This is a genomic window from Mycobacterium sp. E2462, from assembly GCF_001672685.1.
Taxonomy (GTDB): domain Bacteria; phylum Actinomycetota; class Actinomycetes; order Mycobacteriales; family Mycobacteriaceae; genus Mycobacterium.
In genome coordinates, this window is the sequence record NZ_LZKC01000381.1 from 1 (window position 1) to 5,518 (window position 5,518).

Here is a 5,518-nt window from a genome sequence, read left to right on the forward strand (position 1 = left end):
GTTCACCCGGGACACCACGACCGACACCGTGCAGCGGATGGACGCGTTGCTCGCCGAGGCGCGGGCCCGGGACGCCGGGCTTGGGGGCCGCCTTGGTCTCGCCGTTGCCGACGGCCTTGTTGATCGCCTGGTCGAGGGCCCTGTCGAGGGACGCGTCGGGCCCCTTCAGCGGCGGGCGCGCCGCGCCCGGGACCTTCGCCGGCGACTTGGTGGGCGCTCCGCCCGACTTGCCGCCGCCGAACGACTCGCGCAGCCGGCGCGCGACCGGCGCCTCGACGGTCGAGGATGCGGATTTGACGAATTCGCCCTGTTCGTTCAGCCGGGCGAGGACTTCCTTGCTGGTGACACCGAGTTCCTTGGCCAACTCGTGTACGCGGGCCTTACCTGCCACTACATCTCCTGTCTGAGAGGCGACAGTCGTGGGGCCGCGCCTCGGGTTTAGCTATGACGCATTGTCATCGGGACTTCACGGTGTGCTCATGTTCTTTGCTACCTGTTCTGTTGCCTGGGCCATCGGGCGCACCGAGGGACTCGATGTGCTCGATCACCGCCGAGGTGTCCGGTGAACCGGTGATGCGCAGCGCCCGGGTGAAAGCTCGCCGCCGGACCGCCTGTTGTGCGCATTGCGGCGCGGGATGCAGCCATGCACCCCGCCCCGGAAGGCTACTGCCCATGTCAACGATCACGGCGGACTCGCCGTTCCCCGCCGACACAGCCACCACGCGAAGCAGTTCGACAGCCAGCTCTCGCTTCCGGCATCCCACACACGTCCGCACGGGTCCGCCCGCGCGTCCCTGCGTCGAGGCCGAAGGCTCACGCTGGATCACGGCTCAGTCTAGCGTCACCCGATCGATGGTCAGAACCCACCGACGAAGAAGGCGGTCAGCGGTCGCGGGCCAAACCGTGACTGGCGCCGTGCTCGGGCTGGTGCTCGGCCTGTCCCCCGCCGCCGGCCGGCGCATCGCCGCGGATGTCGATGCGCCATCCGGTGAGCCGAGCGGCCAAGCGCGCGTTCTGGCCCTCCTTGCCGATCGCCAGCGACAGCTGGAAATCGGGGACCACCACCCGCGCGGCGCGCGCGGCCTGGTCGATGATCGACACCGACACCACCTTCGCCGGCGACAACGCGTTGGCGACGAAGCGGGCCGGGTCCTCGTCATAGTCGATGATGTCGATCTTCTCCCCGGATAGCTCGCTCATCACGTTGCGGACCCGCTGCCCCATCGGGCCGATGCAGGCGCCCTTGGCGTTCAGGCCGGGCACGTTGGACTTCACCGCGATCTTGGAGCGGTGGCCCGCCTCCCGGGCCACCGCGACAATCTCGACCGCCTCGTCGGCGATCTCGGGAACCTCCAGGGAAAACAGCTTGCGCACCAGGTTGGGATGGGTCCGCGACAGCGTGATCACCGGTTCGCGCGCCCCGCGCGTCACCCCGATGACGTAGCAGCGCACCCGGTTGCCATGCTCGTAGCTTTCGCCCGGCACCTGCTCGGCCGCCGGGATCACGCCCTCCGACGCCTTGGTCTCGGTGCCCATCCGCACGACGACCAGGCCCCGGGCGTTGGCCCGGCTGTCGCGCTGGATCACGCCGGCGACGATCTCGCCCTCGCGGGTGGAGAACTCGCCGTAGGTGCGTTCGTTCTCCGCGTCGCGGAACCGCTGCAGCATCACCTGGCGCGCGGTGGTGGCCGCGATCCGGCCGAAGCCCTCCGGGGTGTCGTCCCATTCGCTGATCACGTTGCCGTCGTCGTCGGTTTCGGTCGCGACCACCCGCACCACACCGGTCTTGCGATCGATTTCGATCCGGGCGTCGGTCTGGTGGCCCTCGGTGTGCCGGTAGGCGGTGAGCAGCGCCGACTTGATGGTCTCGAGCAGCTCGTTGACCGAGATGCCCCGGTCGACCTCGATGGCGTGCAGCGCGGCCATATCGATATTCATGCTCCGGCCTCCGTGTTCCGGGCCCGTCCCGTAGTGGCCAGGTCCAACTCTGCTTGCGCGGGAGGCGAGAATTCCACCTGCACAACGGCTTTCGCGATCTTGTCGAACGCGATTTCGCGTAGCGCCAGGTCCCGGCCGGCGCGGACCACCAACGCGACCCCGCCCTCGCCCGTCTCGCCGACGCGCCCGGTCACCGTCGACCCGTCAGTCAGGACCACGTCGACCTTGCGCCCGCGGGCGCGCCGGAAATGCTTCGGACCGGTCAGCGGGCGGTCCACGCCGGGCGAGCTGACTTCGAGCACGTAGTCGTCCCGGACGCCGTCGAGGCCGTCCAGCAAAGCCGACGCCGACCGCGACAACGCGGCGATGGTGTCGAGGTCCGGGGCTTGATCACCGTCGGCGACCACCGTGATCCGCGGCGGACGCAGCTTGGCGTCGATGACCACGTCTTCGATCTCGTAGCCGGCGCGCGCGAAGTGGGCACCGAGTAGCTCGATCACCTGCGTCGGGGAAGGTAGCCCGGTGGTCACGGCGAGCTCCTCATCTTGAGTTGTCGGTCATCTCCGAGGACGTCGCCGCCCCTCGAGCGCGGGAGGCGACTCCAGTCTCCCGGGGAATCGCAGCAGCTGCCGTTCCGCCGAGAGCCAGCTATCAACGATACGCCAGTAATCGGGTGTCACGGCACGATCGAGTCCTGGCATCGTGCCCGCAACCACACCGATGGCAGGATGTGCTTGTGTCTAGCGCAGTTCCGGCCGTCACCCGGCGAAACGTCCTCGCCGGTGGTGCGGCGTTGGCGGCCCTGGCGACGGTGGGGTCGGCCTGCGGCAAGTCAGCGCCCAAGGCCCCGACCGTCGAACAGCTGCTGGGCCCCCTCGATCAGGCCAGGCACGACAGCGCGCTGGCCGCCGCCGCGGCGTCGGCCGTCGGCAACCCGCCGCAGGTGGCCGCCGCGCTGAGCGTGGTGGCGAGCCAGCGCGCCGCGCACGCCCGCGCGCTCGCCACGGAGGTCGCGCGGGCCGCCGGCAAGCTCGCGACCACCTCGACGAGCGAGACCGCCAGCCCCGCACCGGCCCAGCCGGCGGGACCGCCGCCGCCCCCACCGCCGGTCTCCGACGTGATCAACGCGCTGCACGCCTCGGCCGACAGCGCCAGCCGGCTGGTGGGCACGGAGTCGGGTTACCGCGCGGGCCTGCTGGCCTCCATCGCGGCGTCGTGCACGGCGTCCTACACGGTGGCGCTGGTCCCCGGGGGGCCGTCCATATGACCTCCGGGAAAGAGGCCGACAACTCGGCGCTCAGTGACGCGCTGGCCATCGAGTACTCGACGATCTACGGCTATGGCATCGTCTCGGCGCTGTCGCCGGGCAGCGTGAACGGCATGGTGGTGGAGGCGCTCGAGCAGCACCGGCAGCGGCGCGACGACGTGGTGGCGATGTTGGCCGCCCGCAAGGTCACCGTTCCGGTGGCCGCCGCGGGGTATCAGCTGCCCCTGGTGGTCGGCAGCGCGGCGGACGCCGCCCGCCTGGCCGCCCGGATGGAGAACGACGGCGCCGGCGCCTGGCGCGTGGTGGCCGAACACGCCGAGACGGCCGAGGACCGCGCCTTCGCCGCCACCGCGCTGACGCAGAGCGCGGTGATGGCGGCCCGGTGGAGCCGCGTGCTGGGCGCGTGGCCCATCACGACGAGCTTCCCGGGCGGCAACGACTAGCTTGGCGAATAGCTTGACGACTACTTAGCCGCGCACCGCGGCCGCGATGTCGGCGGCCAGCGACGGTCCGGCGGCCAGCTCGCGGGTCTGGCCGCCGAAGCGGTCCCGCAGCTCCACCACGCCGTCGGCCCAGCCCCGCCCGACCACGACGATGCGGGGCACGCCGAGCAACTCGGCGTCCTTGAACTTCACCCCGGGCGAGGCCTGGCGGTCGTCGAGCAGGACCTCCAGGCCGAGCCGGTCCAGCTCGGTGGCCAGCTCGGTGGCGCCGGCGCGGGCCTGATCGTCCTTGTTGGCGATCACCAGGTGGACGTCGAACGGCGCGACCGCTGCCGGCCAGCGCAGGCCGAGCTCGTCGTGGTGCTGCTCGGCGATGACGGCCACCAGCCGGGACACCCCCAGGCCGTAGGAGCCCATGGTCAGGCGCACCGGCTTGCCGTCCTCGCCGAGCACGTCGGCGGTGAACGCGTCGGTGTATTTGCGGCCCAGCTGGAAGATGTGGCCCACCTCGATGCCCCGCGCCGACACCAGCGGCCCGGCGCCGTCCGGCGACGGGTCGCCGTCGCGCACCTCGGCGGCCTCGATGGTGCCGTCGGCGGTGAAGTCCCGCCCGGCCACCAGGCCGACAACGTGGCGGTGCGGTTCGTCGGCCCCGGTGATCCAGCTGGTGCCGTCGACCACACGGGGATCGACCAGGTAACGAACTCCGTTGGCGCGCAACGCCTTCGGGCCGATGTAGCCCTTGACCAGAAAGGGATGCCTGGCGAAGTCGGCGTCGTCGAGCAGCGCATACTCGGCCGGCTCGAGCGCCGCGCCCAGGCGCTTGTCGTCGACCTCACGATCGCCCGGCACGCCGATGGCCAGCAACTCCCAGTCACCACCGGGCTGGCGGACCTTCAACAGGACGTTTTTGAGGGTGTCGGCCGCGGTGATGGGGCGCCCCAGGTCCGCGCCGTTGGCCCAGTCGACCAGGGTGGCGATGGTCGGGGTGTCGCCGGTGTCGTGGACCACCGCCGCGGGCAGCGCGGCCACGACGTCGGCGGGCGGCGGCTCGGGTCGCGCGGTGACGACGGCCTCGACGTTGGCCGCGTAGCCCGACTCCAGGCACCGTACGAAGGTGTCTTCTCCCACGGCACTCTCGGCGAGGAACTCCTCGGAGGCGCTGCCGCCCATCGCGCCCGAGACGGCGGAGACGATGACGTAGCGCACCCCGACGCGGTCGAAGATGCGCTGATAGGCATCGCGATGCGCGTGGTAGGCGGCCTTGAGGCCGGCGTCGTCGATATCGAACGAGTACGAGTCCTTCATGAGGAATTCCCGGACGCGCAGGATGCCGGCGCGTGGCCGCGCCTCGTCGCGGTACTTGTTCTGGATCTGGAACAGCAGCAGCGGGAAGTCCTTGTAGGAGCTGTATTCGCCCTTGACGGTCAGCGTGAACAGCTCTTCGTGGGTGGGGCCGAGGAGGTAGTCGTTGCCGCGGCGGTCCTTGAATTTGAACACGCCATCGCCGTACTCGTTCCAGCGGTTGGTCGTCTCGTACGGCGCGCGCGGCAGCAGGGCGGGAAACAAGATCTCCTGTCCCCCAATCGCGTTCATCTCGTCGCGGACGACGCGCTCGATTCTGCGCAGCACCCTCAGTCCCAGCGGCAGCCAGCTGTATAGGCCAGGAGCGACCGGCCGGACGTAGCCGGCTCGGATCAGGAGCTTGTGGCTGGGCACTTCGGCGTCGGCGGGGTCATCGCGCAAGGTGCGCAAGAACAGCTCGGACATCCGGGTGATCACAGCGGGCCAGCCTAGCGGTGACTTGGCGCTCGGTGACGATGCGGGCGGCCTGCGCCCGCTGAGGAGGCGAGCAATCTGGCACAGCGCG

Annotated in this window: 7 protein-coding genes; 2 read left to right on the top strand and 5 right to left on the bottom strand. The window is 70.5% G+C overall.

Annotated features, from left to right (window positions below; all coding sequences use genetic code 11):
- The 4 genes from A5714_RS19875 to rimP all read right to left on the bottom strand — a co-directional run.
- Positions 1-391, bottom strand: a 391-nt coding sequence (locus tag A5714_RS19875) for a translation initiation factor IF-2 N-terminal domain-containing protein (protein WP_231975936.1), incomplete at its 3' end; no start/stop codon positions are given.
- A gap of 64 nt (positions 392-455) precedes the next feature.
- A complete protein-coding gene (locus A5714_RS25570) occupies positions 456-827 on the bottom strand; it encodes a YlxR family protein (RefSeq protein ID WP_197513818.1) in 372 nt (123 codons plus the stop codon).
- A gap of 55 nt (positions 828-882) precedes the next feature.
- Positions 883-1,938, bottom strand: a complete 1,056-nt coding sequence (gene nusA, locus A5714_RS19880; protein ID WP_068288088.1) for a transcription termination factor NusA — start codon at positions 1,936-1,938, stop codon at positions 883-885.
- Positions 1,935-2,468 carry a ribosome maturation factor RimP gene (gene rimP, locus A5714_RS19885; protein WP_068288090.1) on the bottom strand — a complete coding sequence of 178 codons (534 nt, stop codon included), beginning with the start codon at positions 2,466-2,468 and terminating at the stop codon, positions 1,935-1,937. Before rimP ends, nusA begins: the two co-directional genes overlap by 4 nt.
- Before the next feature lie 206 nt (positions 2,469-2,674).
- Here rimP and A5714_RS19890 point away from each other — a divergent pair, with 206 nt between their 5' ends.
- Both A5714_RS19890 and A5714_RS19895 read left to right on the top strand, forming a co-directional pair.
- Positions 2,675-3,205, top strand: coding sequence for a hypothetical protein (locus A5714_RS19890; RefSeq protein WP_068074560.1), 531 nt, complete (start codon positions 2,675-2,677; stop codon positions 3,203-3,205).
- Positions 3,202-3,648 (top strand): ferritin-like domain-containing protein, encoded by a 447-nt coding sequence (locus A5714_RS19895; protein ID WP_068074558.1) that lies wholly within the window; start codon positions 3,202-3,204, stop codon positions 3,646-3,648. The genes A5714_RS19890 and A5714_RS19895 overlap by 4 nt, the downstream gene beginning before the upstream one ends.
- A gap of 24 nt (positions 3,649-3,672) precedes the next feature.
- Here A5714_RS19895 and A5714_RS19900 read toward each other — a convergent pair whose 3' ends face one another.
- Positions 3,673-5,430 (bottom strand): proline--tRNA ligase, encoded by a 1,758-nt coding sequence (locus A5714_RS19900; RefSeq protein WP_068288093.1) that lies wholly within the window; start codon positions 5,428-5,430, stop codon positions 3,673-3,675.
- Positions 5,431-5,518 lie beyond the last annotated feature (88 nt).